Origin of the sequence: Pseudomonas sp. PDM20, from assembly GCF_014852575.3 — a bacterium.
GTDB lineage: Bacteria > Pseudomonadota > Gammaproteobacteria > Pseudomonadales > Pseudomonadaceae > Pseudomonas.
Genome location: NZ_CM181224.1, coordinates 174,860 through 200,541, shown reverse-complemented (window position 1 = coordinate 200,541; position 25,682 = coordinate 174,860). Strand labels below are relative to the sequence as shown.

General features: G+C 66.7%; 24 protein-coding genes. 19 read left to right on the top strand and 5 right to left on the bottom strand.

The window, feature by feature from the left end; translation table 11 throughout:
* Positions 1-15: 15 nt before the first annotated feature.
* Positions 16-303 (top strand): DUF2782 domain-containing protein, encoded by a 288-nt coding sequence (locus IB261_RS00950; protein WP_045213413.1) that lies wholly within the window; start codon positions 16-18, stop codon positions 301-303.
* 34 nt (positions 304-337) lie between these two features.
* Complete coding sequence (locus IB261_RS00945) at positions 338-1,288, top strand: homoserine kinase (RefSeq protein ID WP_192383421.1); 951 nt, start codon at positions 338-340, stop codon at positions 1,286-1,288.
* Positions 1,289-1,475: 187 nt separating this feature from the next.
* Here the strand turns inward: IB261_RS00945 and IB261_RS00940 are convergent, their stop codons facing one another.
* The 3 genes from IB261_RS00940 to znuA all read right to left on the bottom strand — a co-directional run bounded on the left by IB261_RS00940 (position 1,476) and on the right by znuA (position 5,733).
* The gene (locus IB261_RS00940; RefSeq protein WP_017521239.1) at positions 1,476-2,162 is read right to left on the bottom strand and encodes a TSCPD domain-containing protein; all 687 of its coding nucleotides are present in this window, start codon (positions 2,160-2,162) and stop codon (positions 1,476-1,478) included.
* A 17-nt stretch (positions 2,163-2,179) separates the two neighbouring features.
* Entirely contained in the window at positions 2,180-4,327 is a 2,148-nt protein-coding gene (locus IB261_RS00935; protein ID WP_192383422.1) for an adenosylcobalamin-dependent ribonucleoside-diphosphate reductase, read from the bottom strand.
* Positions 4,328-4,794: 467 nt separating this feature from the next.
* Entirely contained in the window at positions 4,795-5,733 is a 939-nt protein-coding gene (gene znuA / locus IB261_RS00930) for a zinc ABC transporter substrate-binding protein ZnuA (RefSeq protein ID WP_192383423.1), read from the bottom strand.
* 70 nt (positions 5,734-5,803) lie between these two features.
* Between znuA and zur the strand changes: the two genes are divergently transcribed.
* The 14 genes from zur to cls all read left to right on the top strand — a co-directional run bounded on the left by zur (position 5,804) and on the right by cls (position 18,012).
* Positions 5,804-6,310: a zinc uptake transcriptional repressor Zur gene (gene zur, locus IB261_RS00925; protein ID WP_015474971.1), complete on the top strand. Its 507-nt coding sequence runs from the start codon at positions 5,804-5,806 to the stop codon at positions 6,308-6,310.
* Complete coding sequence (gene znuC, locus IB261_RS00920) at positions 6,310-7,110, top strand: zinc ABC transporter ATP-binding protein ZnuC (protein WP_081518832.1); 801 nt, start codon at positions 6,310-6,312, stop codon at positions 7,108-7,110. The genes zur and znuC overlap by 1 nt, the downstream gene beginning before the upstream one ends.
* The gene (gene znuB, locus IB261_RS00915; protein ID WP_017521234.1) at positions 7,103-7,891 is read left to right on the top strand and encodes a zinc ABC transporter permease subunit ZnuB; all 789 of its coding nucleotides are present in this window, start codon (positions 7,103-7,105) and stop codon (positions 7,889-7,891) included. The genes znuC and znuB overlap by 8 nt, the downstream gene beginning before the upstream one ends.
* Before the next feature lie 37 nt (positions 7,892-7,928).
* Positions 7,929-8,315, top strand: a complete 387-nt coding sequence (locus tag IB261_RS00910) for a hypothetical protein (RefSeq protein ID WP_192383424.1) — start codon at positions 7,929-7,931, stop codon at positions 8,313-8,315.
* A gap of 194 nt (positions 8,316-8,509) precedes the next feature.
* Positions 8,510-9,520, top strand: coding sequence for a methionine ABC transporter ATP-binding protein (locus IB261_RS00905; protein ID WP_192225579.1), 1,011 nt, complete (start codon positions 8,510-8,512; stop codon positions 9,518-9,520).
* Entirely contained in the window at positions 9,517-10,182 is a 666-nt protein-coding gene (locus IB261_RS00900; RefSeq protein ID WP_024766991.1) for a methionine ABC transporter permease, read from the top strand. Before IB261_RS00905 ends, IB261_RS00900 begins: the two co-directional genes overlap by 4 nt.
* Before the next feature lie 41 nt (positions 10,183-10,223).
* On the top strand, positions 10,224-11,006 hold the full coding sequence (locus tag IB261_RS00895) for a MetQ/NlpA family ABC transporter substrate-binding protein (RefSeq protein ID WP_024766992.1): 783 nt from the start codon (positions 10,224-10,226) through the stop codon (positions 11,004-11,006).
* Between the two features lie 328 nt (positions 11,007-11,334).
* Positions 11,335-12,150 carry an energy transducer TonB gene (locus tag IB261_RS00890; protein ID WP_151188946.1) on the top strand — a complete coding sequence of 272 codons (816 nt, stop codon included), beginning with the start codon at positions 11,335-11,337 and terminating at the stop codon, positions 12,148-12,150.
* Positions 12,151-12,199: 49 nt separating this feature from the next.
* A complete protein-coding gene (locus IB261_RS00885; protein WP_081518836.1) occupies positions 12,200-12,916 on the top strand; it encodes a MotA/TolQ/ExbB proton channel family protein in 717 nt (238 codons plus the stop codon).
* A gap of 1 nt (position 12,917) precedes the next feature.
* Complete coding sequence (locus IB261_RS00880; RefSeq protein WP_081518837.1) at positions 12,918-13,319, top strand: ExbD/TolR family protein; 402 nt, start codon at positions 12,918-12,920, stop codon at positions 13,317-13,319.
* A gap of 369 nt (positions 13,320-13,688) precedes the next feature.
* Positions 13,689-14,342 carry a gamma-glutamylcyclotransferase gene (locus IB261_RS00875; protein WP_081518838.1) on the top strand — a complete coding sequence of 218 codons (654 nt, stop codon included), beginning with the start codon at positions 13,689-13,691 and terminating at the stop codon, positions 14,340-14,342.
* 118 nt (positions 14,343-14,460) lie between these two features.
* Positions 14,461-15,042, top strand: a complete 582-nt coding sequence (locus IB261_RS00870; RefSeq protein WP_192383425.1) for an alpha/beta hydrolase — start codon at positions 14,461-14,463, stop codon at positions 15,040-15,042.
* A gap of 96 nt (positions 15,043-15,138) precedes the next feature.
* A complete protein-coding gene (locus IB261_RS00865) occupies positions 15,139-16,536 on the top strand; it encodes an amidase (RefSeq protein ID WP_151188943.1) in 1,398 nt (465 codons plus the stop codon).
* 42 nt (positions 16,537-16,578) lie between these two features.
* Complete coding sequence (gene cls / locus IB261_RS00860; protein WP_081518841.1) at positions 16,579-18,012, top strand: cardiolipin synthase; 1,434 nt, start codon at positions 16,579-16,581, stop codon at positions 18,010-18,012.
* 161 nt (positions 18,013-18,173) lie between these two features.
* On the opposite strand, the gene ahpF is transcribed toward cls, so the two are convergent.
* Together ahpF and ahpC are read right to left on the bottom strand one after the other, a co-directional pair.
* Positions 18,174-19,739, bottom strand: coding sequence for an alkyl hydroperoxide reductase subunit F (ahpF, locus tag IB261_RS00855; RefSeq protein ID WP_081518842.1), 1,566 nt, complete (start codon positions 19,737-19,739; stop codon positions 18,174-18,176).
* A gap of 197 nt (positions 19,740-19,936) precedes the next feature.
* Positions 19,937-20,500: an alkyl hydroperoxide reductase subunit C gene (gene ahpC, locus IB261_RS00850; RefSeq protein WP_081518843.1), complete on the bottom strand. Its 564-nt coding sequence runs from the start codon at positions 20,498-20,500 to the stop codon at positions 19,937-19,939.
* A 466-nt stretch (positions 20,501-20,966) separates the two neighbouring features.
* Between ahpC and xdhA the strand changes: the two genes are divergently transcribed.
* Genes xdhA through xdhC form a run of 3 tightly spaced genes read left to right on the top strand, consistent with a single transcriptional unit; the run spans position 20,967 to position 25,580 of the window.
* Positions 20,967-22,391, top strand: a complete 1,425-nt coding sequence (xdhA, locus tag IB261_RS00845) for a xanthine dehydrogenase small subunit (protein ID WP_192383426.1) — start codon at positions 20,967-20,969, stop codon at positions 22,389-22,391.
* Complete coding sequence (xdhB, locus tag IB261_RS00840) at positions 22,384-24,723, top strand: xanthine dehydrogenase molybdopterin binding subunit (RefSeq protein WP_192383427.1); 2,340 nt, start codon at positions 22,384-22,386, stop codon at positions 24,721-24,723. Before xdhA ends, xdhB begins: the two co-directional genes overlap by 8 nt.
* Positions 24,720-25,580, top strand: coding sequence for a xanthine dehydrogenase accessory protein XdhC (gene xdhC, locus IB261_RS00835; RefSeq protein WP_192383428.1), 861 nt, complete (start codon positions 24,720-24,722; stop codon positions 25,578-25,580). Before xdhB ends, xdhC begins: the two co-directional genes overlap by 4 nt.
* Positions 25,581-25,682: the final 102 nt, after the last annotated feature.

The window sequence follows — 25,682 nt, the reverse complement described above, 5'->3', positions numbered from 1 at the left end:
AGGGACAAGGTTATCATGCGTACGTTGAACCGCCTGTTGCTCGCCGCTCTGCTGGGTCTTGGCGCGACCACCGTGTTGGCGGCGGACGATGCCCCGACGCCGGAACCGGATGTGACCATCCGCCAGGAGGGCGACAAGACCATCCAGGAATACCGCGTGAACGGATTCCTCTACGCCATCAAGGTCGTGCCCAAGCACGGCAAGCCGTACTTCCTGGTGCGCCAGGACGGCAGCGACGGCAACTTCATCCGCTCGGACCAGCCCGACAAGCTGATTCCGCAGTGGCAGATCTTCAGTTGGTAAACCCTCCCCTCCACGACGCTCCAGAGGATTGAGCATGTCGGTATTCACGCCTCTGGAACGTCCGGTCCTGGAAGACTTCCTCGCCCCCTACGGCCTCGGCCGGCTGCGGGACTTCCGCGGCATCGCGGAAGGCTCGGAGAACAGCAACTTCTTCGTCAGCCTGGAACGGGGCGAGTTCGTCCTGACCCTGGTGGAGCGCGGTCCGGTGCAGGAGATGCCGTTCTTCATCGAACTGCTCGACGTGCTGCACGAGGCTGACCTGCCAGTGCCCTACGCGCTGCGCACGAAGGACGGCGAGGCGCTGCGCCAGCTCGAGGGCAAGCCGGCGCTGCTGCAGCCGCGCCTGGCCGGCCGTCACGAACGCTCGCCGAACAACCATCACTGCCAGGAAGTCGGCGACCTGCTGGCACGCCTGCACCTGGCGACCCGCGAGCGGATCATCGAGCGCCCCAGCGACCGTGGCTTGAGCTGGATGCTGCACGAAGGCGAGACGATGCAGTCGCACCTGTCCGGCCACGCCGCGACCCTGCTGGGCGATGCCCTGGAGGAGATCGCCCGCCTGCTCGCCGAACAGCCGGCGCTGCCGCGCGCCAACCTGCACGCCGACCTGTTCCGCGACAACGTGCTGTTCGACGGCCCGCACCTGGCGGGGGTGATCGACTTCTACAACGCCAGCTCCGGCTGGATGCTCTACGACCTGGCGATCACCGTGAACGACTGGTGCTCGACGGACGACGGCGCCCTCGACGGCCCGCGCGCCCGCGCCCTGCTGGCGGCCTATGCGGCCAAGCGGCCGTTCACCGCGCTCGAAGCCGAGCTGTGGCCGGAGATGCTGCGGGTGGCTTGCGTGCGCTTCTGGCTGTCGCGACTGATCGCCGCCGAGGCATTCGCCGGGCAGGACGTGCTGATCCACGACCCGAGTGAATTCGAGCGACGCCTGGCGCAGCGGCAGACGGTGGGGATTCGTTTGCCGTTTGCGTTGTGATTGGCGCAACGCAGAAGCTCGCTCCTACAGAAAACCCGGCCGGTGTGAGGCGGGTGGAGTGAAGATCGAACGAGGAGCCGGCATCCCTGCCGCAACTCCTCTGCTCAAGGTCTACCCCGGCCTGGCCATCCTTGGCCAGTCGTTCGCCGGGCGACGCATGCGTCGCAAAGACTCCGGCTCACCCGGCTCACCCGCACTTGGAATGCCCACAGTTCAGGCAGGTCGCGCAGCCATCCATCTGCACCACCGCCATGGTGTTGCACTTGCCACACAGCTGCGCGCCGGCAGGGAAGCCTTCGCCGGGTTCGGCCTTGTTGGTGCCCTGGGCGGCTTCGTAGGCGGCGCGCTTCTCGGCGAGGTACAGGCGCTGCTCTTCGTCCAGCTGCGGGCCTTCCATCAGGCCGATGGCGACCAGGTGGCGCTCCACCACGGCGCCGATCTCGGCGACGATCGACGGCATATAGATGCCGCCACGCTTCAGGTAGCCGCCGCGCGGGTCGAACACCGCCTTCATTTCTTCCACCAGGAAGGTGCAGTCACCGCCCTTGCGGAATACCGCGGACATGATCCGGGTGAGCGCGACGATCCACTGGAAGTGGTCCATGTTCTTCGAGTTGATGAAGATCTCGAAGGGCCGGCGCTGCTCGTACGGGGTGTCCGGGTTGAGCACCACGTCGTTGATGGTCACGTACAGCGCATGCTCGAACAGCGGCGACTTGATCTTGTAGGTCGCACCGACCAGCAGCTCCGGTCGCTGCAGGGTTTCATCCATCTTCACCACGGCGGCCGCCGCGGCGGCTTCCACGCGAGCCTTTTCCTCGGCCACGTCCACCACCTGGAAGCCTTTGATCTTCTGGTTGATCTTGACGCTCATAGCATTCTCCAGGGGTATCAGTACTTGCCGTAATAGCCTTCTTTCAGGGCATCGAAGAGGTTGGCGGCGGTGTGTATCTCGCCGTCGTATTCCACTTCCTCGTTGCCCTTGAGTTCCACCACGCTGCCATCTTCCAGCTCGAAGCGGTACAGCGTCTTCTCCAGGTCCGACTCCTTCACCAGCACACCCTGGAAGGCCGCCGGGTTGAAGCGGAAGGTGGTGCAGCCCTTCAGGCCCTGGCGCCAGGCATAGAGGTAGATGTCCTTGAAGTCCTCGAACGGATAGTCGGTGGGGACGTTGGCGGTCTTGGAGATCGACGAGTCGATCCACTTCTGCGCGGCGGCCTGGATGTCCACGTGCTGCTGCGGGGTGATGTCGTCGGCGGTGATGAAATAGTCCGGCAGACGGTGCTTCTCTTCCTCGGCGCCCGGCACCGCGTGGTTATCCACCTGGTCACGGTAGGCCAGCAGCTCGTAGCTGAAGACCGAGATCTTCTCCTTGGTCTTGCGCCCGGCGCGGATCAGGTTGCGCGAATAGTGGTGGGCGAAGCTCGGCTCGATGCCGTTGGAAGCGTTGTTGGCCAGGCTCAGGCTGATGGTGCCGGTCGGCGCAATGGAGCTGTGGTGGGTGAAGCGCGCACCGTGCTCGGCCAGCTCCTCGATCAGCTGCGGCGCATGCTCGGCAACGCGCTGCATGTAGCGCGAGTACTTGGCGTGCAGCACGCGGCCCGCCACCTTGTCGCCAACCTTGAGGCCATCGGCTTTCATCTCCGGGCGCTTGCGCAGCATCTCGGCGGTGACGTCGTATTCCTTCACCAGGGCCGGCGCCGGACCTTTCTCGCGGGACAGCTCCAGAGCCACTTCCCAGCCGACCAGGGCCATCTCGCGCGCCACTTCCTCGGTGAACACGCAGGCTTCCGGGCTGCCGTAGCGCAGCTTGAGCAGGGTCAGCGCCGAGCCCAGGCCGAGGAAGCCCATGCCGTGGCGACGCTTGCCGAGAATTTCCGCGCGCTGCTGCTCCAGCGGCAGGCCGTTGATCTCCACCACGTTGTCGAGCATGCGGGTGAACACCCGGACCACTTCGCGGTAGCGCTCCCAGTCGAAACGCGCGTTGTCGCCGAAGGCATCGACCACGAAGGTGGTCAGGTTCACCGAGCCCAGCAGGCACGAGCCGTAGGGCGGCAGCGGCTGCTCGCCGCAGGGGTTGGTGGCACGGATCGCCTCGCACCACCAGTTGTTGTTCATCTCGTTGACCCGGTCGATGAGGATGAAGCCGGGCTCGGCGTAGTCGTAGGTGGACACCATGATCATGTCCCACAGGTGCCGCGCCTTGACCCGGCCATAGACCTTGCAGGCCACGCGGCCGTCATCGCCCACCAGGTAGTCGTCGTGCAGCGGCCAGTCGCGCCAGACCACTTCCTCGGCGTTCTTCAGGTCGACTTCGTCACGCTCCTTCTGGTGGATCGGGAACACCAGCGGCCAGTCCTCGTCGTCCTCCACGGCGTTCATGAAGCCGTCGGTGATCAGCAGGCTGAGGTTGAACTGGCGCAGGCGGCCGTCTTCGCGCTTGGCGCGGATGAACTCGCGCACGTCCGGATGGCTGACGTCGAAGGTGCCCATCTGCGCGCCGCGCCGCCCCCCGGCGGAGCTGACGGTGAAGCACATCTTGTCGTAGATATCCATGAACGACAGCGGCCCGCTGGTGTGCGCGCCGGCGCCGGAGACGTAGGCGCCACGCGGGCGCAGGGTGCTGAACTCGTAGCCGATGCCGCAGCCGGCCTTGAGCGTCAGCCCGGCCTCGTGGACCTTCTCCAGGATGTCGTCCATGGAGTCGCGGATGATCCCGGAGACGGTGCAGTTGATGGTCGAGGTGGCTGGCTTGTGCCCTTGGGCGCCGGCGTTGGAAATGATCCGTCCGGCCGGGATGGCGCCGTTGCGCAGGGCCCAGAGGAAGCGCTCGTACCAGTGCTCGCGCAGCGCCTTGTTGGCCTCGACGTCGGCCAGGGCGCGGGCAACGCGCTGCCAGGTCTCGTCGACGCTGCCGTCGATGGGGTCACCGCTCTTGTGCTTCAGGCGGTACTTGCTGTCCCAGATATCCTGCGAGGCAGGCTGCAGGGCGAGAACTCCTGGGTTGGCGCCGCGTTGGCGCGCATCGGTCTTGGCCATCCGGGAAATAACCTCCTGTCGGTTGGGTGGCAGGCGCAAATGGAGCGCGAGTAGACCCCATATGTAGGCATAGATTCCTGATCACCATCAACATCTTGTGTCAGGCAACCCCAACTAGACACCATAGACAATTGAACGGCGAACGCCGTCAAAGCTGCGAAAAGCCGACGATTGGCGGGGAATCAGGGCAGGAAAGTGCAGGAAATTTCAGGCAGGGGCAGTGCGACGATCGGGCGCGGATATGGCGTTGCGCCTCGGCCGATTCCGGGGATGAATTGCAGGAGCGCGCCATGCGCGCGATCGCGGGCATGGCCCGCCTTTACAGGTGGAAGCCCGGAGCCGCGGATTACTCAGCAACGTAGGGCGCATAAAGCGGAACGCTTTATCCGCCATCCGAGGCCCAACGGCGGATAACGCCCGAGGCGTTATCCGCCCTACGAGCGAGGAAGCTTGGGCAGAGGGCCGACTCAGAGCTTCTCCAGACACCCCGCGAACTCGTCCGCCAGGTTGCCCAGCAGGTTTTCGTAGCCCTGGGCATCCACCTTGACGCCCACGCCCAGGTCATCCAGCTCGGCCAGGCGCACCGGCAGGCCCTGGCTCAGGGTGTCGGCCAGGCGCGGGCGGATCGGCGGTTCGCTGAAGATGCAGGACGGGCCGGCCTTCTGCAGCTGCGCACGCATCATGGCCACGTGGCGGGCGCCCGGCTGCACGTCGGCGGATACCGCGAAGACGCCGGCATGGCGCAGACCATAGGCCTCTTCGAAGTAGTCGAAGGCCTCGTGGAAGACGAAGAACGGCTTGCCCTTGAGCGGATCGATGCGCTGTTTCAGGCGCGCGTCGAGGGTTTCCATGCGCTCGTCGAAGGCCTTCAGATTGGCCTGGTAGCGGCTGGCATTGGCCGGGTCGGCGATGGCCAGGTCCTCGGCCATGCGCGCGGCGATCACCTGGGCGTTGGCCGGTAGCAGCCAGAGGTGCGCGTCGATCATGCCGGGGCGGTGATCATGATCGTGGCCCAGATCATCGTGAGCATCGTCATGGTCCGGGTGGTTGGACCCGCTGAAGTCGGCGAACTTGCGCAGGTGCATGCCGGCCTGGTCCTGCACGGCCACGTTCGGGCCCTTGCGGCTTTCCAGCACCTTGGGCAGGAAGTTCTCCAGGTCCGGGCCAACCCAGTAGAACAGCTGTGCGTCGCGCACGCGGCGGATGTCCGACGGGCGCAGCGAGTAGCTGTGCGGCGAGGCGCCCGGCGGCAGCAGCACGTCCGGCGTGCCCTCGCCGTCCTGGATGGCGGCGGCGATCAGTTGCAGCGGCTTGATGCTGGCCAGCACGCTGACCTCGGCACGTACGGGGAGGCTGAGCAGCAGCGCGCAGGCGGCGGTCAGCAGGGCGACGGGACGGAAGGACACGGCGGTACTCACACAGGGGAGACATGAAAGAGTAATATAATAACGTCTCTGAACCCGAGCGTCGCCGCGCATGTACAAGATTGCCCCCAAGACTCCCCTCGCCTGCCGTCCGCACGACCACGCCAACTGCGTGGCCAGCGCCCTGGCCGACGCCGATGCGCTGTGCGCGCGTCAGGGCGTACGCCTGACCGAGCTGCGCCGGCGCGTGCTGGAGCTGGTCTGGGCGAGCCACAAGCCGCTGGGCGCCTACGACATCCTCGCCGTGCTGAGCGAGGAAGACGGCCGCAAGGCAGCGCCGCCGACGGTCTACCGCGCCCTCGACTTCCTCCTGGAAAACGGCCTGGTGCACCGCATCGCTTCGCTCAACGCCTTCATCGGCTGCGCCCACCCCGAACATGCCCATGAAGGCCAGTTCCTGATCTGCCGCGCCTGCCACACCGCCATCGAGCTGGAACAGCCGGCCATCAGCGAGGCCATCGTCGCCGGCGCCAAGGGCGTCGGCTTCGCCGTGGAAAGCCAGACCGTCGAGATCGTCGGCCTCTGCGGCGCCTGCGCCCCCGGTCAGCGGGAGGCGTGATGAGCGACGCCCTGATCCGCCTGCAAGGCGTCGGCGTCAGTTACGCCGGCCAGGCGGTGCTGCAGAACGTCGACCTGACCATCGCCCCCGGCGAGATCGTCACCCTGATCGGCCCCAACGGCGCCGGCAAGACGACCCTGGTGCGCAGCGTGCTCGGCCTGCTCAAGCCCGATACCGGCAGCGTCTGGCGCCAGCCGAAGCTGTCCATCGGCTACATGCCGCAGAAGCTCCATGTCGATCCGACCCTGCCGCTGACCGTGTTCCGTTTCCTGCGCCTGGTCCCCGGCGTGCAGCGCTCCCACGCGCTCGACGCGCTGAAGGAAGTCGGTGCCGCCCACGTCATCGACAAACCGCTGCAGAGCGTCTCCGGCGGCGAGCTGCAGCGCGTGCTGCTGGCCCGCGCCCTGCTGCGCAAGCCGGAACTGCTGGTGCTCGACGAGCCCGTGCAGGGCGTCGACGTCGCAGGGCAAGCCGAGCTGTACCGCCTGATCGGCCGCCTGCGCGACCGCCTCGGCTGCGGCGTACTGATGGTCTCCCACGACCTGCACCTGGTGATGAGCGCCACCGACAAGGTGGTCTGCCTGAATCGCCATGTCTGCTGCTCCGGGCACCCGGAACAGGTCAGCGGCGACCCGGCCTTCGTCGAGCTGTTCGGCCAGGACGCCCGCAGCCTGGCGGTCTATCACCACCACCACGACCATTCCCACGACCTGCACGGCGAGGTGGTGAAACCCGCCTTCCCGGCCGGCACCCGCTTCACTCCGGTCCACCAGCACGGCCCCGACTGCAACCATGGCTGATTTCCTGCTCAACGCCCTCCTCGCCGGGCTGGCTCTGGCGGTGGTCGCAGGGCCCCTGGGTTCGTTCGTCGTCTGGCGACGCATGGCCTATTTCGGCGACACCCTGTCCCACGCCGCCCTGCTCGGCGTGGCCTTGGGTTTCCTGCTGGACGTCAGCCCGACGCTGGCGGTGACCGTCGGCTGCGTGCTGCTTGCCGTCCTGCTGGTCACCCTGCAGCAGCGCCAGCCGCTGGCCGCCGACACCCTGCTCGGCATCCTCGCCCACAGCACGCTGTCACTGGGCCTGGTGACCCTGAGCTTCATGAAGGAAGTGCGCGTCGACCTGATGGCCTACCTGTTCGGCGACCTGCTTGCCGTCAGCCAGACCGACCTCCTGTGGATAGTCGCCGGCAGCGCCCTGGTGCTGGGGCTGATCTGCTGGCTGTGGCGGCCGCTGCTGGCGATCACCGTGCACGAGGAACTGGCGCGGGTCGAAGGCCTGCCGGTCACCGCCATCCGCCTGGCGCTGATGCTGCTGATCGCCATCGTCATCGCCGTGGCCATGAAGATCGTCGGCGTGCTGCTGATCACCTCCCTGCTGATCATCCCCGCCGCCGCCGCCCAGCGGCATGCGCGCAGCCCTGAGCAAATGGCCTTCGGTGCCAGTCTGATCGGCCTGGTGGCGGTATGTGCCGGGCTCTCGCTGTCCTGGTTCAAGGACACCCCTGCCGGCCCCTCCATCGTGGTCAGCGCGGCAGCCCTGTTCCTGCTGAGTTTTGTCCTGCCGCGCCGGACGGTGTAGAATTTGGCGATTTTTTGATCAAAAGAGACCCTGACGCATGAAGTCGTTCGTCATCCGCCTGTTCGCGCTGATGGCCATGGCACTGGCCCTCGCGGCCTGCCAGAGCACCGCGAGCAATCCGCCCAGCAGCAGTGGCTTCGAGACCGAACTGGCCGCCGGCCGTCTGGAATCCGCGCAGCTCGCGCTGGGTTCCGAACAGGAAGACGCCACTCAGCTCGCCGAGCGCCGCAAGCGCCTGGCCGACGCGTACCTTGAGCGCAGCCGCGAAGCGCTGGCCAAGGGCGATGTCAATGGCGCCACCACCGCTCTGACCCGCGCCCGCTCGCTGATGCCCCGCGCCCCTGGCGTCGCCGCCGACGTGAGCGGCCTGCAGAAGCCCGCCATTCCGGTCGCCCCGGCCGTCCAGCCGAACTGCACACCCTGAGCCCCACGGGCGCCCGTTCGCGGCGCCCGTTATTTCCTTTTGTTCCGTGCTTAGCTGAACAAAGATTAATCAGCCATAAAAAAGCAGGTTAAAATGCGCGGTTTTGGCTGACCGCCTACGCTCGTTTCCTACGCCTGTTCATCCGACGGCCCCGGCAGCGAGCGGCGCCTCCCCGTACCCACAAGGTTCGCTAAGTGATCGAATTCCACGACGTCCACAAGACCTATCGCGTCGCCGGACGCGATATCCCGGCCCTGCAGCCGACCCGCCTGTCCATCGAGGGCGGTCAGGTCTTTGGCCTGATCGGCCATTCCGGCGCCGGTAAAAGTACCCTGCTGCGCCTGATCAACCGCCTGGAAGAGCCCAGCGGCGGACGCATCGTCATCGACGGCGAAGACATCACCGCCCTGGACGCGGACGGCCTGCGCCGCTTCCGCCAGCGCGTCGGGATGATCTTCCAGCACTTCAACCTGCTGGCCTCCAAGACCGTCGCCGACAACATCGCCATGCCGATGAAGCTCGCCGGCACCTTCAGCGCCGCCGAGATCACCGCGCGGGTAGACGAACTGCTCGATCGCGTCGGCCTCAAGGACCACGCGCGCAAGTATCCGGCGCAGCTCTCCGGCGGCCAGAAGCAGCGCGTCGGCATTGCCCGCGCGCTGGCCTGCCGGCCGACCATCCTGCTCTGCGACGAGGCCACCAGCGCCCTCGACCCGCAGACCACCGGCCAGGTCCTGCAGTTGCTGGCGGAAATCAACCGCGAGCTGAAGCTGACCATCGTCCTGATCACCCACGAGATGGACGTGATCCGCCGCGTCTGCGACCAGGTCGCGGTGATGGATGCCGGGCGCATCGTCGAACAGGGCGAGGTCGCCGACGTGTTCCTCCATCCGCAGCACGAGACCACCCGCCGCTTCGTCTTCGAAGCCGAGCGCGTCGACGAGGACGAGCAGCACGATGACTTCGCCCACGTGCCGGGGCGCATCCTGCGCCTGACCTTCCGCGGCGAGGCGACCTACGCGCCGCTGCTGGGCACCGTCGCGCGCCAGACCGGCGTCGACTACAGCATCCTTGCCGGGCGTATCGACCGCATCAAGGACCAGCCCTACGGCCAGCTCACCCTGTCCCTGGTGGGCGGTGACATCGAGGCCGCCCTGGCGCAGCTCAACGCGGCCGAAGTCCATGTGGAGGTGCTGCGCGCATGAGCGATTTCTTCGTAAATATTGATTGGTCGGAAATCCTCCAGGCCAGCCTCGACACCTTCTGGATGCTCGGCGGCTCGCTGCTGTTCACCGTCATCCTCGGCCTGCCCCTGGGCGTGCTGCTGTTCCTCACCGGGCCCAAGCAGATGTTCGCCAACCGCGGCATCTACGGCGTGCTGGCGTTCATCGTCAACGTGCTGCGCTCGCTGCCGTTCATCATCCTGCTGATCGTGCTGATCCCGCTCACGGTGATCCTGGTCGGCACCTCGCTGGGCGTCGCCGGGGCCATCCCGCCGCTGGTGGTAGGTGCAACGCCGTTCTTCGCGCGTCTGGTGGAAACCGCCCTGCGCGAAGTGGACAAGGGCATCATCGAAGCCACCCAGGCCATGGGCGCCAGCACCCGCCAGATCATCTGGAACGCCCTGCTGCCCGAGGCCCGCCCGGGCATCATCGCCGCCATCACCGTCACCGCCATCACCCTGGTGTCCTACACCGCGATGGCCGGCGTGGTCGGCGCTGGCGGCCTCGGCGACCTGGCGATCCGCTACGGCTACCAACGCTTCCAGGACGACGTGATGCTGCTCACCGTGGTGATGCTGGTGGTCCTCGTCCAGATCCTGCAGACCGTCGGCGACAAGCTGGTGGTCCACTACTCGCGCAAATAACCACAAGGCCCGCCGGATGCGGGCCGACCAAGGAGCCAACCATGAAGAAACTGTTCGCCGCGTTCGCTGCCGCCGCAGTCATCGCCGCCCCGCTGGCCCAGGCCGCCGACAGCCTGACCGTCGCCGCCACCCCGGTGCCGCACGCCGAGATCCTCAACTTCGTCAAACCCATCCTGGCCAAGGAAGGGGTTGAGCTGAAGGTGAAGGAATTCACCGACTACGTGCAGCCCAACACCCAGGTCGCCGAGAAGCGCCTGGACGCCAACTTCTTCCAGCACCAGCCGTACCTGGATGAGTTCAACAAGACCAAGGGCACCAGCCTGATCGCCGTCACCGGCGTGCACATCGAGCCGCTGGGCGCCTACTCCACCAAGTTCAAGAAGCTCGAAGAGCTGCCCTCCGGCGCCACCGTGGTGATCCCCAACGACGCCACCAACGGCGGCCGCGCGCTGCTGCTGCTGGACAAGGCCGGCGTGATCAAGCTGAAGGACAACAAGTCCATCACCGCCACCCCGAAAGACATCGTCGAGAACCCCAAGAACATCAAGGTGCGTGAGCTGGAAGCGGCCACCCTGCCGCGCGTGCTGACCCAGGTCGACCTCGCCCTGATCAACACCAACTACGCCCTGGAAGCCAAGCTGAACCCCACCAAGGACGCGCTGGCCATCGAAGGCGCCGACTCGCCCTACGTGAACATCCTGGTTGCCCGCCCGGACAACAAGGACAGCGCCGCCATGCAGAAGCTGGCCGCCGCCCTGCACAGCCCCGAGGTGAAGCAGTTCATCCTCGAGAAGTACAAGGGTGCCGTGGTGCCGGCGTTCTGATCGCCGCGTAACTGACGCTCTGAAAAAAGCCCGGTCGAATGACCGGGCTTTTTCGTTTCAGCGCCTCGCAAAGCCGCGCGCCAGGGCCATTGATCAAATAATCACCAGCCTTTGCTGCATATTTTCCATGCCGCAAAGGCATCGGTTTTTCATGGGATCGCGCAAAGCCACGGATGGCGTGGCCTGCAGCGACCCGCCCAAAACGTATAGCACTGAAAGTTATTTAAATAAGAGAAACAATCACTTCAAGAGCTAAGACGCTCCGCCAATCATGCAGGTCCGTTCCAGGCGCGACTTAGAGCCGCGCAGACCAGCAAGGAGATCGTTCATGGCTCAACCCCAGCATGCCCTCGCGCCGGATGCGTTCCTGCGCCACGTGCCCGGCGGCGACCTGGTCGATCTCGGCCGCCCGCTGCGCCATGCGCTGGAACTGGGCCGCCACGTGCCGGCGAAAGCCCGCGCGCTGAGCCGCCGCGAAGCCGTGCTGCTCGGTCTGTTTGCCCTGACACTGCACGGTGCGGTGGTCTACTGGCTGAGCCAGCAGCCCACCCCGCAACTGCCGGAGGTGCCGCCGCAGGTGCCGCCGATGACCATCGAATTCACCGCGCCAACGCCGCCGGTGGTCGAGCCGCCGCCGCCCGAGCCGATTCCCGAGCCGGTCGTGCAGGAGCCGCCGCCCCCGGTGGTGGATGAGAACGCGGTGAAACCGCCGCCGCCCAAGCCGATCCCCAAACCCAAGCCGAAGCCGGTGGCCAAGCCCAAGCCCGTGCCCAAGCCGGTCGAGCAACCCACGCCGCCCAAGGCCGAAACCCCGCCGCCGCAACCGGCTCCGCCCGCCCCGGCAGCACCGGCGCCAGCCCCGCTGACGCCGCCCTCGGCCAGCGCCGGCTACCTGAAGAACCCGGCGCCGGAATACCCGCCCCTGGCCCAGCGCCGTGGCTGGGAAGGCACCGTGCTGCTGCGCGTACACGTCCTCGCCAGCGGTAGCCCGAGCGAGATCCAGGTGCAGAAGAGCAGCGGCCGCGACGCCCTGGACGATGCCGCGGTGCGCGCGGTGAAACGCTGGAGCTTCGTCCCCGCCAAGCGCGGCGACGTGGCCCAGGACGGCTGGGTCAGCGTACCCATCGATTTCAAATTGCATTGATTCAACTTGCCCAGATCAGCCGCACGAGAAACGCGGAAGGAGAACACCCATGAGTCTGCCCCTGAACCCCCTGGAATCCGTCGAAGGCGCAGTCATCTGGCTGCTGGTCGGCTTCTCCGTCGTCACCTGGGCGCTGGCCCTGGTGAAAGGCGTCCAGTTCACCCGCCAGAAGTCCCAGGACAAGCGCTTCCAGAAGCAGTTCTGGAGCGCCACCAGCCTCGAGTCGGCCGGTGACCAGGCCGCCGGCAAGCCCGGCGCCGGCGCCCGTGTCGCCCAGGCCGGTTTCGCCGCCATCCAGGTGCAGGACAACGGCCAGCCAGACCTGGCCCAGTCGATCAACCACCAGGACCGCCTCGAACGCGCCCTGCGCCAGCAGATCCAGCGTGAGCGCCGCTCCCTGGAATCGGGCCTGGCGGTACTTGCCTCGATCGGTTCCACCTCGCCCTTCATCGGCCTGTTCGGCACCGTGTGGGGCATCATGGAAGCACTCAAGGGCATCAGCGCGGCGGGCTCCGCCAGCCTGGAAACCGTCGCCGGCCCCATCGGCAGCGCGCTGATCGCCACCGGTGTGGGTATCGCCGTCGCCGTGCCGGCGGTGCTGGTCTACAACTACTTCCTCCGTCGCCTGAAGCTCACCGCGGCCGACCTCGACGACTTCGCCCACGACTTCTACAGCCTCGCGCAGAAGAGCGCCTTCCGTGTCGTCACCCTGCCCACCGCCGCGCGCAAACCGGCTGCCGGCGCCAGCGTGAAGGAGGCGAGCTGACATGGCCTTCTCGACCCAGGACAGCGACGAAGTTCTCTCCGAGATCAACGTGACCCCGCTGGTGGACGTGATGCTGGTGCTGCTGGTGGTGTTCATCGTCACCGCGCCGCTGCTGACCAACGCCATCCCGATCAACCTGCCCAAGACCGAGGCGGTCGCCCCGCCGGAGCAGAAGGACCCGCTGGTGGTGAGCATCGACGGCGCCGGCAAGTGGTTCATCAACAAGGACGAGATCCAGCCGGAGTTGCTGCAGAGCAACCTGGCCGCGGCCAAGGCCAAGGACGCCGAAGTCCGGGTGCAGCTGCAGGCCGACGAGACGGTGAACTACGGCCAGGTAGCCAAGGCCATGGCCTCCATCGAGAAGGCGGGGATTACCAAACTGGCGGTGATCACCGCGCGCTGAGGCACCTGTAAGACACCTGAAACAGAGCGGGTGTAGAAAGGGACCTCCACAACGTACCGAGCTTCAAGGCCGCTCTCCCAATACTCAGGCAGGGGTGAGCGGCCTTTTTTTATCCGCGCGCTTCGCGCCGATGACGGTTGCTCACGTAGGGCGCATAACCCGGAACGGGTTATCCGCCACCTGCGCCACGGCGGATAACGCTGGCGCGTTATGCGCCCTACCAGAGCGCCAGTGGCTGCTGCGCCTGCCAAACCACCCGCCGTTCGTCGTCATCCCCGCCCCGGCAATAAACCTATGCCTTTCAGGCCCTTCCGTGGCCGCCGCTGTTCCACTAAGTTGATGACAGTCTGGAGACCTGAGGGGTACCGCATGACATCGTCTCCCGCTTCGGAAGGCCCGTTCTATCCGCCGACACTGGGGGTGCCGGAACGCTTCACACCCGCACAGCTGCGCGCCTCGCTCGACATCACCATGAGCGAACACGGCGCCGGCCCGGTGTGGCTGTTCGCCTACGGCTCGCTGATCTGGCGCCCGGAGTTCCCGGTGGCCGAGGCACGCCGCGCGCGGGTGCATGGCTACCATCGCGGGCTCTACCTGTGGTCCCTCACCCACCGCGGCACCCCGGAAGCGCCGGGCCTGGTGCTCGGCCTGGACCGTGGCGGCTCCTGCGCCGGCTTCGCCTTCCGCCTGCCCGACGACAACCTCGACGCCAACCTCTACGCGCTGTGGGAACGGGAGATGCCCTACGCCTCCTACCGCCCGGAATGGCTGAACTGCCGCCTCGACGACGGCAGCCGCGTGCGCGCCCTGGGCTTCGTCCTCGAGCGCCACCTGCCCAGCTATGCCGGCTCCCTGCCCGACAACATCGTCCAGCACGTGCTCGACAGCGCCCAGGGCCACTTCGGCACCACCCGCGACTACGTCGAGCAGACTGCCAAGGCCCTGCGCGAATACGCCATGCCCGACCTCAACCTGGAAGGCATCCTGGCGCGCTGCTGTCCGCTGCGCCGGGCGCAGGACTGAGGTCTTATTGCTATTCGTTAGATAGAAATACTGCATAAGCAAAGAATTTCTTATTCCTTAACGAATATTAAAACCCTCCCTAGAATGCCTTCTCACGACGATTCGAGAGGGCCGCTCCATGCGCAATGAACGCATTCGCTACCTGATCGTGCCGGGGTGGCACGGTTCCGACGACGCCCACTGGCAGAGCCACTGGCAGCGCGCCCTGCCGAACGCCGCGCGGGTGCAGCAGCAGGACTGGATCACCCCGCGGCACAACGACTGGGTCGCCGAACTGGACCGCGAAATCCGCCGCGAACCGGGCCGCGTGGTGCTCATTGCCCACAGCCTGGGCTGCGTCACCGTCGCCTCCTGGGCGGCCCGCGCCGACCGCCGCACCCTTGCCCAGGTCGAGGGCGCCTTGCTGGTTGCCCCAGCTGACGTGGAGCGGGAAACCTGCCACGAGGCCCTGCGCAATTTCGCCCCCATCGCCGCGCAGAACCTGCCCTTCCCCGCCGTGCTGGTGGGTTCGGACAACGATGCCGCCTGCAGCCCGCAACGCGCGCTGATCCTTGGCCGCGCCTGGGGCGCCGAGACGGTGATCCTGCCCTCCGCCGGGCACATCAACGTGAAATCCGGCCACGGCGCCTGGGAATCGGGCTACCGTCATCTGTATCGCCTGCAGTACCTGATCGACCAGCAATCGCGCCAGCGCGCCTGATCCGACGAAAGACGGCGCGCGGTGTGACGACCGCGCCTATCCCATCGCGGCGCGGATTCGGCTAGGGTGAGGCATAGCCCCACGCCGGAGACCGCCATGCCACCGTTGCACGACCTGTCCGCCGTCGAACTGCTGGCCCTGTACCGCTCGCACCAGCTATCCCCCGTCGAGTACCTGGAGCATCTGATCGCTCACATCGACCGCTGGGAGCCGCAACTCTGCGCGCTCTTCGCCTTCGATCCGCAGCGGGCGATGGAGCAGGCGCGGCGCTCCGAGGCGCGCTGGATCCGCTGCGCGCCCTGCGGCGAACTGGATGGCGTGCCGGTGACCATCAAGGAGCTGATCGCCACCCGTGGCGACCCGATTCCCCAGGGCAGCGCCGCCACCCTGTTGCAACCTTCAACCGGCGACGCACCGCCTGCCGCGCGGATGTTCGAGGCTGGCGCGATCCTGCTGGGCAAGACCACGGTACCGGACTTCGGCATGCTCTCCTCCGGGCTTTCCAGCTTCCACGAGCTGGCGCGCAATCCCTGGGACCTGCGCATGAACCCGGGCGGCTCCAGCGCCGGCGCCGCCTCGGCGGCCGCCGCCGGCTACGGGCCGCTGCACATCGGCACCGACATCGGCGGCTCGGTCCGCCTGCCGGCGGGCTGGTGCGGCCTGGTCGGCTTCAAGCCGAGCTTCGGACGCATTCCCATCGACCCCTACTACACCGGGCGCTGCGCCGGGCCGATGACCCGCACGCTGGACGATGCGGCGCTGATGATGAAGCATCTCGCCCGCCCAGACTGGCGCGACGCCACGGCGCTGCCGCCGGCGGACCTGGACTGGCACATCGAGGAACTGGACGTGCAGGGCCTGCGCATCGGCCTGCAGCTCGATCCAGGTTGCGGCCTGCAACCGGATACGGAAGTCCGAGCCGCCGTCGAGGCGGTCGCGCGGCGCTTCGCCAATGCGGGAGCGGAGATCGTCGAAGTGCAGCCGATCCTCGACCGCGAGCTGCTCGATGGGCTCGACAAGTTCTGGCGCGCACGCCTGTGGGCCGAGCTGGAGAACCTGCCCCGCGAGCGCCAGGCCAAGGTGCTGCCGTACATCTACCAGTGGGCCGAGGGCGGCGCCTCGGTCAGCGGCGCCGACGCGGTGCGCGGCTACAACCGCACTTTCGACATGCGTCGACGGGCCGCCGAGCAATTCCACGAGATAGACTTCCTGCTCTCGCCGACCAACCAGGTCGCCGCCTTCCCGGCCGAGTGGGCCTCGCCCACCAACGACCCGGCGCTGCCCTTCGAGCACATCGGCTTCACCGTGCCCTGGAACATGTCCGAGCAACCGGCACTCTCAATCAACTGTGGCTTCACCAGCGCGGGCATGCCCATTGGCCTGCAGATCGTCGGCCCGCGCTTCGCCGACATCGAGGTACTGCGTCTGGGCAAGACCTACGAACACTGGCGCGGCCCCGTCAGCCGCTGGCCGCAGCCGCCGGGAGTCAACTAGGCTCAGGCACACCGCCGACCACAAGGAACCGATCGCGCGCCCATGCAGTACACCACCTACATCGCCCACTTCCTGGTCGTCATCCAGCTGCTGGGGATCATCGCCGCGGTCCACGCCGTGCTCAGCGTGCGCACCGCGCAGGGCGCCATCGCCTGGGCGACCTCACTGGTGTTCATGCCGCTGCTGACGCTGGTGCCCTACCTCGTCTTCGGCCGCAGCCGCTTCGACGCCTACATCGGTGCGCGCCGGCAGGCCAACGAGGAAATGCACGTCGCCGCCGCCGAACTGGACTGGCGTCCCTGGGTGGAAGAGGCCCTTGCCGCCCGCCAGTACCACGCCTACAAGGCGCTCAAGGCCATGGTCGGGCTGGCGCGCATGCCGACGCTGGCGAACAACAAGGTGCGCCTGCTGGTGAACGGCAAGGCATCCTTCGATGCGATGTTCGAGGCCATTTCCAGCGCGCAGAAAGTCATCCTCGTGCAGTTCTTCATCATCCGTGACGACGCCCTCGGCCAGCGCCTCGCGCAGCTGCTGCTGGAGCGTGCAGCCAACGGCGTGGATGTGTTCCTGCTGTATGACGGCATCGGCAGCCACGCGCTATCGCGTCGCTACATCGAGCGCCTGCGCCAGGGCGGCGTGCAGGTGCATGCCTTCAGCACCGGCAGCGGGATGATCAACCGCTTCCAGGTGAACTTCCGCAACCATCGCAAGATCGTGGTGGTCGACGGCGTGCGCGGTTTCGTCGGCGGGCACAACGTCGGCGTCGAATACCTGGGCGAGAAGCCGCCGCTGGCACCCTGGCGCGACACCCACATCGAACTGCACGGTCCGGCGGTGGCCTGCCTGCAGGAGTGCTTCGCCGAGGACTGGTTCTGGGCCACTCATGCGCTGCCGACGCTGATCCTGCCCGACGGTTACGACGACGCCGGGATGCTCTGCCAGGTGGTGCCCAGCGGCCCGGCGGACACCCAGGAAACCTGCTCGCTGTTCTTCGTCGAATCGATCAATGCGGCGGTGGAGCGGGTGTGGATCACCACGCCGTACTTCGTCCCGGACGAAGCCGTCGCCGCGGCCCTGCGCCTGGCGGTACTGCGCGGCGTGGACGTGCGCATCCTGTTGCCCTCGCGACCGGACCACAAGACGGTCTACGCCGCCTCCAGCCTGTACGCGCTGGACGCCGTGCGCGCCGGCGTGCGGGTGTTCCGCTACCAGCCGGGGTTCCTGCACCAGAAGGTGGTGCTGATCGACCACGACAGCGCCGCGGTGGGCAGTGCCAACCTGGACAACCGCTCCTTCCGCCTGAACTTCGAGATCATGGTGATCACCGTCGACGAAGGCTTCGCCCGCGACGTGGAGACCATGCTGGAAGAGGACTTCGCGCAGTCGGTTGAGATGACCCTGGACGACCGCAAGCGCGTGCACCGGCTGCAGCAGCTGGGAATGCGCGTGGCGCGGCTGGTGTCGCCGATTCTCTGACCCACAGTACCGGACTTGACCTGTAGGAGCGCGCCATGCGCGCGATCGCGGGCATGGCCCGCTCCTACAGGGAAAACTGTCGCCGGGGTTGTGACCGTCCCAAAAGAAAACGCCCGGTTCACTCGCGTGAACCGGGCGTTTCTTTCTCTAGCGCGAGGTCATCAGGCTGGCGCGGAGGAGCGGATCAGGTGGTCGAAGGCGGAGAGCGACGCCTTGGCGCCTTCGCCGACCGCGATCACGATCTGCTTGTAAGGTACGGTGGTCACGTCACCGGCGGCGAAGATGCCCGGCAGCGAGGTTTCACCGCGAGCGTCGACGATGATCTCGCCACGCGGGGTCAGCTCGATGGTGCCCTTGAGCCATTCGCTGTTGGGCAGCAGGCCGATCTGCACGAAGATGCCTTCCAGGTCGACGGACTTGAACTCTTCCGAGTTGCGGTCCTTGTAGACCAGGCCGGTGACCTTCTGGCCATCGCCTTTCACTTCGCTGGTCAGCGCGCTGGTGATCACGTCAACGTTCGGCAGGCTGAACAGCTTGCGTTGCAGCACGGCATCGGCGCGCAGCTTGCTGTCGAACTCCAGCAGGGTCACGTGGGACACGATGCCGGCCAGGTCGATGGCCGCTTCGACGCCGGAGTTGCCGCCGCCGATCACCGCCACGCGCTTGCCCTTGAACAGCGGGCCGTCGCAGTGCGGGCAGAAGCACACGCCCTTGGCCTTGTATTCCTTCTCGCCCGGCACGCCCATTTCGCGCCAGCGGGCGCCGGTGGCCAGGATCAGTGACTTGGCCTTCAGGCTGCCGCCGCCCTCGAACTGCACTTCGTGCAGGCCGCCGGCAGTCTTCGCCGGAATCAGCGCGCTGGCGCGCTGCAGGTTCATGATGTCGACGTCGTAGTGCTTGACGTGTTCTTCCAGCTGACGAGCCAGTTTCGGGCCTTCGGTCTCGGTCACCGAGATGAAGTTCTCGATCGCCATGGTGTCCAGCACCTGGCCGCCGAAACGCTCGGCCGCGACGCCGGTACGGATGCCTTTACGAGCGGCATAGATGGCCGCCGCAGCGCCAGCCGGGCCACCGCCGACGACCAGTACGTCGAACGCTTCCTTGGCCGACAGCTTCTCGGCTTCGCGGGCAGCGGCGCCGGTGTCGATCTTGGCGAGGATTTCTTCCACGCCCATGCGGCCCTGGCCGAACACTTCACCGTTGAGGTAGATGCTCGGGACAGCCATCACCTGGCGGCGCTCGACTTCTTCCTGGAACAGCGCGCCGTCGATGGCGACGTGGCGGATGTTCGGGTTGAGCACGGCCATCAGGTTCAGCGCCTGGACCACGTCCGGGCAGTTCTGGCAGGACAGCGAGAAGTAGGTTTCGAACACGAACGAACCCTGGATGCCCTTGATCTGCTCGATCACTTCGGCTTCGAGCTTGGATGGGTGGCCGCCGACCTGCAGCAGCGCCAGCACCAGGGAGGTGAATTCGTGACCCATGGGGATGCCGGCGAAAGCCAGGCCGATGTTCGCCCCGGGGCGGTTCAGCGAGAAGGACGGCTTGCGAGCGTCGCTGCCATCTTCACGCAGGGTGATCTTGTCGGTCAGGCCGACGATTTCGTGCAGCAGCTCGCTCATTTCGCGGGATTTGTCGCTGTCATCGAGGGACGCGACGATCTCGAACGGCTGCTGGACCTTTTCCAGGTAGGCCTTCAACTGGGTTTTAAGCGTGGCGTCCAACATGATTCAAATCCTCGGAATCTGAGCAAAAGGGTTCCCCGGCGGGCTTTTCAGCCCACCCTACGCACGCTTTTGGCTTGGGTAGGGAGGATGCCGGTAGGCATCCTCGGGGTGTTGCCAAACGGCTCGGGAAGCTTTCGTGGGCGGACGCCCGGTGGTTGCGTGGCGGGAGCCGCCGCGCAACCGCTTCCCGATCGTTCTTAGATCTTGCCGACCAGGTCCAGGGACGGAGCCAGGGTCTTCTCGCCTTCTTTCCACTTGGCCGGGCAGACTTCACCCGGGTGAGCGGCGGTGTACTGGGCAGCTTTCAGCTTGCGCAGGGTTTCGCCGACGTCACGAGCGATCTCGTTGGAGTGGATTTCGACGGTCTTGATGATGCCTTCCGGGTTGATTACGAAGGTGCCGCGCAGCGCCAGGCCTTCTTCCGGGATGTGTACGCCGAAGGCGTTGGTCAGCTGGTGGGTCGGGTCGCCGATCAGCGGGAACTGGGCTTTGCCAACGGCCGGGGAAGTCTCGTGCCACACCTTGTGGGAGAAGTGGGTATCGGTGGTCACGATGTAGACCTCGGTACCTGCTTCACGGAAGGCGGCGTAGTTGTTGGCAGCGTCTTCGATCTCGGTCGGGCAGTTGAAGGTGAAAGCTGCCGGCATGAAGATCAGAACGGACCACTTGCCCTTCAGGGACTGCTCGGTGACTTCGATGAACTTGCCATTGTGGAAAGCGTTGACCTTGAACGGTTGAACGGCGGTGTTGATCAGATTCATTAGGCAATTCCTCGTAGAGAGTTGTCGTTTAATCGAGTGGTCGATCGGTTGAAATTCGACAGGGGCAAGATTATCGCCTGATGACAATGAATGCCCATTGATTTAGGGCATCACGAAAATTGAGTCTCTCTATGGAGAGAACTATAAAAGGAAGAAGTTTCCTATCAGGCGATTCGTAGCGTCCTACGCCCGGATTCGTGACGCAAAGCGTCTGGCCCGGCCGTTATCAGCGTTTACCCCATGCAATGGTCAACCCACCTTCGCCCGAAAGCGCCGCGAGGACAACGCCAGTCACGACGTACGGCGCTTCGAAGCTTTTCGAGCGAAGCGGTTTTCCTGCCCCACTGGTCAAGCCTGCCCGCGAGCCTATGCTTGTGCGTGAGAGCCCTTCGCCACGAGGCTCTCGACGTCTACGGACAGCCTTCGCGAAGCGGCGCTGCCGCACGCATGACGACGAGGACTCCCGATGATCCAGTTCCTGCTCGGCGACGAAACGGTCCAGGCCGACGGCTTCGCGCCCGAGACCAGCCTGCTCGACTACCTGCGCATCCACCGCGCGCGCACCGGCACCAAGGAGGGCTGCGCCTCGGGTGACTGCGGCGCCTGCACCGTGGTGCTCGCCGAGCCTGAAGGCGAAGCGCTGCGCTACCGTGCGGTGAACGCCTGCATCACGCTGCTGGGTTCGGTTCACGGCCGTCAGGTACTGACCGTGGAGCACCTCGGCGAGCCTGGCGCGCTGCACCCGGTACAGCAGGCGATGGTGGACTGCCACGGCTCGCAGTGCGGCTTCTGCACGCCGGGCATCGTCATGTCGCTGTTCGCCTGGCGCCACTCGCCGCCGCCGCACGACCGCGAAACGGCACTGACCGCACTCTCCGGCAACCTGTGCCGCTGCACCGGCTACCGGCCGATCCTCGACGCCGCTGCGCAGATCGCCGGGCAGCCCTGCCACGACCGCTTCGCCCAGAACACCGCCCTCACCGTCGCCCGTCTTGAGGAGATATCCACAGCCGGCGCACTGCATGACGGCGAGGCGCGGGCCTGGTTGCCCGCTTCGCTGGATGAGCTGGATACCCTGCTGCAGCGTCACCCACAGGCACGACTGATCGCCGGCGGCACCGACCTGGCGCTGGAAGCCACGCAGAACCTGAAGACCTTCCCGGCGCTGATCCACCTCGACCGGGTGAGCGAACTGCAGCGCCTGGAAGTCCATCCTGGGCACCTGCTGATCGGCGCGGCGCGGAGCTACGCCGACTGCCTCGAAGCGCTGCGGGAATTCCCCGGCGTCGCTCCCCTGCTGGAGCGCCTGGGCTCGCTGCAGATTCGCCAGCGCGGCACGCTGGGCGGCAATATCGCCAACGCCTCGCCCATCGGCGACATGCCGCCGGTGCTGCTGGCGCTGGATGCCCGGCTGCGCCTGCGCAAGGCGGGGACCGTGCGTGAGGTCGCCATCGATGGCTTCTTCACCGGCTACCGGCAGACACTCCTGCAACCCGGCGAGTACATCGAAGCGCTGCTGATTCCGCGCCTGCGCGGCAACCAGCGGTTCCGCGTCGACAAGATTTCCAAGCGCCGTGACGACGATATTTCCGCCGTCTGCCTGGCCCTGCGCCTGGACTTCGACGATGCCGGCATCGTAACTGACGCGCGCCTTGCCTGCGGCGGCATGGCGGCTACCCCCTTGCGCGGCGCAAGGACCGAAGCGGCCCTGCGCGGCAGGCCCTTCGACGCCGCCGCCGTGGCCACCGCACAAGCGGCGATCCCGCAGGATTTCCAGCCCATCGACGACCTGCGCGCCAGCGCCGCCTATCGGCTGAAGGTGGCACAGAACCTGTTGCAGCGCGCACTACTGGAATGGACCCAAAGCCCTGCGGAGGTGCGCCATGCGTAGCCTGCCACCGCTGGCCAGCAACGGCATCGCAGTCGCCATCCACAGCGCGGGCAAGCCCCGCGAGCACGACAGCGCCACGCTGCACGTGAGCGGCGCCGCGCGCTATGTGGACGACCTGAAGGAGCCGCGCGACCTGCTGCACGCCGCCGTCGGCCTGAGTGAAATCGCCTGCGGCGCGGCGCTCTCCCTCGACCTCGACGCGGTGCGCAGCGCGCCCGGCGTGGTGGCCGTGCTGACCCTGGACGACGTACCCGGCCACACCGACATCGGCCCGGTGTTCCCCGGCGACCCGCTGCTGGCGGGCGAGCGGGTGAAATACCACGGCCAGGCGCTGTTCGCCGTTGCCGCGCAAAGCCTGCTCCAGGCACGCCGCGCGGTGCGTCTGGCGAAAGTCGAATACGCGAAGGAAGACCCGCTGATCGACCCGCTGCAGGCCAAGGCCGAGGAACGCTTCGTGCGCCCGCCGCACCACATGCGCCGGGGCGACGCGCAGGCAGCACTGGAGCGCGCTCCTCAGGTGCTGGAAGCCCGCCAGTTCATCGGCGGCCAGGAGCATTTCTACCTCGAAGGCCAGGCCTCGCTCGCGCTGCCCGGCGACGACGGCGGCATGCTGGTGCACACCTCCAGCCAGCACCCGAGCGAAGTGCAGAAACTGGTGGCCGAAGTGCTGGCCATCCCGCTGGCCAAGGTCACCGTGGAAGTACGGCGCATGGGCGGTGGCTTCGGCGGTAAGGAAACCCAGGCCGCGCCCTTCGCCTGCCTCGCCGCGCTGCTGGCGAACAAGACCGGCCGCGCGGTCAAGCTGCGCCTGCCGCGCGCCGAGGACATGCGCCTGACCGGCAAGCGCCATCCCTTCCACAACCGCTACCGCATCGGCTTCGACGACGGCGGCCGGCTGCTCGCCGCGCAACTCGACCTGGTGGGCGACTGCGGGCATTCGCCGGACCTCTCCGACGCCATCGTCGACCGCGCGATGTTCCACGCCGACAACGCCTACTTCATCCCCGACGTCGCCATCTCCGGCTACCGCAGTTTCACCAACATCGTCTCGCACACAGCCTTCCGCGGCTTCGGCGGGCCGCAGGGGATGATGATCATCGAGCGCGCCATGGACGACATCGCCCGCGCGGTGGGCAAGGACCCGCTGGAGGTGCGCAAGCTCAACCTTTACGGCGGCATGGGCAGGGAGCTGACGCCCTACCACCAGAAGGTCGAGCACAACCTGCTGGGCGAACTGATCGCGCGGCTGGAACAGAGCAGCGACTACGCCGCGCGGCGCTCGGCGATCCACGAGTTCAATGCACGGAGCCCGGTACTGAAAAAGGGCCTGGCGCTGACGCCAGTGAAGTTCGGTATTTCCTTCACCGCGCAGCACCTCAACCAGGCGGGCGCGCTGGTCCACCTCTACACCGACGGCAGCATCCAGCTGAACCATGGCGGCACCGAGATGGGCCAGGGCCTGAACACCAAGGTCGCACAGATCGTCGCCGAGGAATTCCAGGTGCCGCTGGAGCGTGTGGTGATCACCGCCACGCGCACCGACAAGGTGCCCAACACCTCGCCCACCGCCGCCTCCAGCGGCACCGACCTGAACGGCATGGCCGCCCGCGATGCCGCCCGCACGCTGAAGAAGCGCCTGATCGACTTCCTCGCCGAACGCGATGGGGTGAAGCCGCAGGAGATACGTTTCGAGCACGGCGGAGTGACCGTCGGGGCGCAGCACCTGGGCTTCACCGAGGTCATCCAGGCGGCCTACTTCGCGCGCGTCCAGCTCTCCGCCACCGGTTTCTACCGCACGCCAAAGATCTTCTACGACCGCGAGAAGGGCCAGGGCCACCCGTTCTTCTACTTCGCCTATGGCGCGGCGGTGTCCGAGGTGGAAGTGGACACGCTGACCGGCGAGTACCGTGTGCCTCGGGTGGACATCCTCCACGACGTCGGCCGCAGCGTGAACCCGGCCATCGACATCGGCCAGATCGAGGGTGGCTTCGTCCAGGGCATGGGCTGGCTGACCACTGAGGAGCTGCGTTGGGACGACACCGGCAAGCTGCTCACCGTGGGGCCGGCGACCTACAAGATCCCGGCCGTGAGCGACGCTCCGGAAGACTTCCGCGTGGCACTGTTCGAGCGTCCCAACGAGGAAGACAGCGTGTACCTGTCCAAGGCCGTGGGTGAGCCACCGTTCATGCTGGCGATCTCGGTGTGGTCGGCCCTGCGCGACGCCATCGCCAGCCTCGCGGATTACCGCCTGAGCCCCGATCTGGATACGCCGGCGACGCCGGAGCGGGTACTCTGGGCCTGTGAGGCGATGCGCCAGGAGAACCCAGCATGACCCGCCACTGGATGGAAGCCATCGCCCGCCTGCGCGACAGCGCCGAACCCTACGTGCTGATCACCGTGATCGGCGTGCAGGGCTCCACGCCCCGCGAGTCCGGCAGCAAGATGCTGGTCACTGCCGGGGAAGCCTTCGACACCATCGGTGGCGGCCATCTGGAGTTCGCCGCCATCGAGCACGCGCGCCAGCTGCTGCTGGCCGGCAAGGACAGCCAGGCGCTGGAGCACTTCCCCCTCGGCGCGCGCCTTGGCCAATGCTGCGGCGGGCGCGCCAGCCTGCTGTTCGAATGCTTTGCCGCGCGCGGACCGCAGGTGGTGCTGTTCGGCGCCGGCCACGTGGGCCGTGCGCTGGCGCCGCTGCTGGCGGGGCTGCCGCTGCGCCTGGAGTGGGTGGACAGCCGGGCGGCGGAGTTTCCCCAGACCGTTCCCGAGGGCGTGCGCATGCGCCTGCTGGAGGAGCCGGAAGATGCCGTGCATGAAGCGCCGCCGGGCAGCTACTTCCTGGTCATGACCCACAACCATCCGCTGGACTACGCCATCGCCGAGGCGGTGCTCAAGCGCGGCGACGCGGGCTTCCTCGGCATGATCGGCTCACGCACCAAGGCCCGGCGCTTCCAGATGAGGCTGGAACAGCATGGTTATCCACAGGAGGTGATCGCGCAGATGCATTGCCCCATCGGTCTCTCCGAAGTCCCCGGCAAGCGCCCGCTGGAAGTGGCCATCTCGGTGGCCGCCCAGGTCATCGCCCGCTATCACCAGGACGCCCCCGCCCGGCAGATGCGCGAAGGCGTGGAGTGGGCCGCGCTCTGCAGCGAAGGTTCGTGCAGCGATTTGCCGGAAAACGCAAAAACCTGACCAACGGGACAACAGTTTTTCCCGCCTCCGCCGATACATTCAACGACCCCGTCTCTTCGCCCGCCACTGGCGGGCGTTTCGTTGTGCGTTCGGAGGAAAACA

Coding starts and splice junctions, on each gene's coding strand:
- znuC (WP_081518832.1), top strand. CDS start 6,310: ATGAGCGACGCCCTGATCCGCCTGCAAGGCGTCGGCGTCAGTTACGCC.
- xdhA (WP_192383426.1), top strand. CDS start 20,967: ATGATCCAGTTCCTGCTCGGCGACGAAACGGTCCAGGCCGACGGCTTC.
- xdhB (WP_192383427.1), top strand. CDS start 22,384: ATGCGTAGCCTGCCACCGCTGGCCAGCAACGGCATCGCAGTCGCCATC.
- IB261_RS00910 (WP_192383424.1), top strand. CDS start 7,929: ATGAAGTCGTTCGTCATCCGCCTGTTCGCGCTGATGGCCATGGCACTG.
- IB261_RS00940 (WP_017521239.1), bottom strand. CDS start 2,162: ATGAGCGTCAAGATCAACCAGAAGATCAAAGGCTTCCAGGTGGTGGAC.
- IB261_RS00945 (WP_192383421.1), top strand. CDS start 338: ATGTCGGTATTCACGCCTCTGGAACGTCCGGTCCTGGAAGACTTCCTC.
- IB261_RS00870 (WP_192383425.1), top strand. CDS start 14,461: ATGCGCAATGAACGCATTCGCTACCTGATCGTGCCGGGGTGGCACGGT.
- IB261_RS00900 (WP_024766991.1), top strand. CDS start 9,517: ATGAGCGATTTCTTCGTAAATATTGATTGGTCGGAAATCCTCCAGGCC.
- IB261_RS00880 (WP_081518837.1), top strand. CDS start 12,918: ATGGCCTTCTCGACCCAGGACAGCGACGAAGTTCTCTCCGAGATCAAC.
- IB261_RS00935 (WP_192383422.1), bottom strand. CDS start 4,327: ATGGCCAAGACCGATGCGCGCCAACGCGGCGCCAACCCAGGAGTTCTC.
- IB261_RS00890 (WP_151188946.1), top strand. CDS start 11,335: ATGGCTCAACCCCAGCATGCCCTCGCGCCGGATGCGTTCCTGCGCCAC.
- IB261_RS00885 (WP_081518836.1), top strand. CDS start 12,200: ATGAGTCTGCCCCTGAACCCCCTGGAATCCGTCGAAGGCGCAGTCATC.
- ahpF (WP_081518842.1), bottom strand. CDS start 19,739: ATGTTGGACGCCACGCTTAAAACCCAGTTGAAGGCCTACCTGGAAAAG.
- IB261_RS00865 (WP_151188943.1), top strand. CDS start 15,139: ATGCCACCGTTGCACGACCTGTCCGCCGTCGAACTGCTGGCCCTGTAC.
- zur (WP_015474971.1), top strand. CDS start 5,804: ATGTACAAGATTGCCCCCAAGACTCCCCTCGCCTGCCGTCCGCACGAC.
- cls (WP_081518841.1), top strand. CDS start 16,579: ATGCAGTACACCACCTACATCGCCCACTTCCTGGTCGTCATCCAGCTG.
- znuB (WP_017521234.1), top strand. CDS start 7,103: ATGGCTGATTTCCTGCTCAACGCCCTCCTCGCCGGGCTGGCTCTGGCG.
- IB261_RS00875 (WP_081518838.1), top strand. CDS start 13,689: ATGACATCGTCTCCCGCTTCGGAAGGCCCGTTCTATCCGCCGACACTG.
- ahpC (WP_081518843.1), bottom strand. CDS start 20,500: ATGAATCTGATCAACACCGCCGTTCAACCGTTCAAGGTCAACGCTTTC.
- IB261_RS00950 (WP_045213413.1), top strand. CDS start 16: ATGCGTACGTTGAACCGCCTGTTGCTCGCCGCTCTGCTGGGTCTTGGC.
- IB261_RS00895 (WP_024766992.1), top strand. CDS start 10,224: ATGAAGAAACTGTTCGCCGCGTTCGCTGCCGCCGCAGTCATCGCCGCC.
- xdhC (WP_192383428.1), top strand. CDS start 24,720: ATGACCCGCCACTGGATGGAAGCCATCGCCCGCCTGCGCGACAGCGCC.